Source organism: Vibrio sp. D173a (assembly GCF_030248475.1).
Genome location: NZ_JAHGAH010001187.1, coordinates 1 through 1,435, shown reverse-complemented (window position 1 = coordinate 1,435; position 1,435 = coordinate 1). Strand labels below are relative to the sequence as shown.

Genomic DNA, 1,435 nt, shown 5'->3' with positions numbered 1-1,435 from the left:
ATCATGATACCGATCGCCATTAACAGCCCCACCAGCGACATGATGTTGATAGACAACCCAAGATTCGCCATCAAGAAAAGACCGCCAAGGAAGGCGACCGGCAGACCGGCGGCAACCCAGAATGAGTAACGTAAGCTGAAGAACAGCCACATAGTCGCGAACACCAACACGATCCCTTGCCAGCCGTTGCGTACCATCATCGTCAGACGGTCCCACAATACAGAAGAGAGGTCATTGGTCATTTGTAGCGTTACGCCATCAGGGGCTATCGCACTCTGGTCTTCAACGAATTGTGTCACGCGCTCTTTGATACGCAGCGCGTCATCTTCTTTGTTCTTACTGACCTTAAGCAGAGCCGATGGCTTCCCATCAAACAGTACCTTTTGCTCATCCAGTTCAAATCGGTCTGTGATGACTGCGATATCTCGCAGGCGAATAACAGAGCCGTTTGGAGCAGAGCCGACTACGATACTTTCGAGCTCTAGTGGAGTCACTCGACGCTCATCAAAACGGATCAGAAAGTTTTTGTCGGGTGTTTCGACATTACCACTTGGCAGCTTAACGTTCTGACGCCCAATCTGCTCTGCGATGTCATTAACGGTGAGCCCCAATTGACGAATTGCTTGAGTGTCCAACTCGACACGGTATTGATGATCAGAAAAGCCGCTGACCTCCACCAAAGAGACATCATAATCAAGCTTCATGGTGCGTTTGAGCTGTTCCGCGTATGCTTTGAGCTCTGGCCATGTGGTATCGGCAGTGATTGCTACATCAACGACTGGTTCGTTCCAATCAAGCTCTTGAACTACCGGTGACTCAATCTCTGAAGGAAAGTCGTTGATTGAATCAATCTGGGTTTGAACATCCACCAGCATACGACCAATATCGGCTTTCTCATTCAGTTTGAGGATCAGACGAGCACTGCCTTCGATCGCTTCACACTGCGTTTCCTCAATGTTTGCCAAACCATCGACGGCGTCTTCCATACGAATACACAGGCTCTCTTCCACCTCTTGTGGTGATGCACCCGGGTATACAATCCCAGCCATGATGTAGGGAGGATCATATTCAGGAAAGGTTTCACGCTTAATGGTTGAGAGTGACGTTAAGCCAAGCACTAACAACCCCAACATCAGCAGGTTGGCTGCGGTTGGATGTCGAGAGAAGAACTTGATCATGAATCACTCTCCTGCATTGGCTGCGATTCTGATTCTGCACCCGCTTCTCTGAGTAGCATGCCCTCTATCGCCGGCAGAACATCATTGAGAATAAGCTTATCGCCTTGCTTCAATTCGCCACTCACCACCACTTGATTGTCGCGGCGGTACAAAACCTCGACCTTAACCATGGTTAGACGCATCTCACTATCCATCAGGTAAATGGTGTCACCATGCAACGCGCGCTCAGGAACGACCCATGCTAGGTTGGATGCGCC

Annotated in this window: 1 protein-coding gene and 1 pseudogene; both read right to left on the bottom strand. The window is 49.8% G+C overall.

The genetic code is table 11. The features are described from left to right. A partial coding sequence (locus tag KIV40_RS32215) for an efflux RND transporter permease subunit (RefSeq protein WP_285353412.1) occupies positions 1–1,178 on the bottom strand: 1,178 nt, incomplete at its 3' end. Next, positions 1,175–1,435 (bottom strand): annotated as a pseudogene (locus KIV40_RS32210) (HlyD family secretion protein); the annotation flags it as partial. The pseudogene KIV40_RS32210 and the gene KIV40_RS32215, both read right to left, overlap by 4 nt.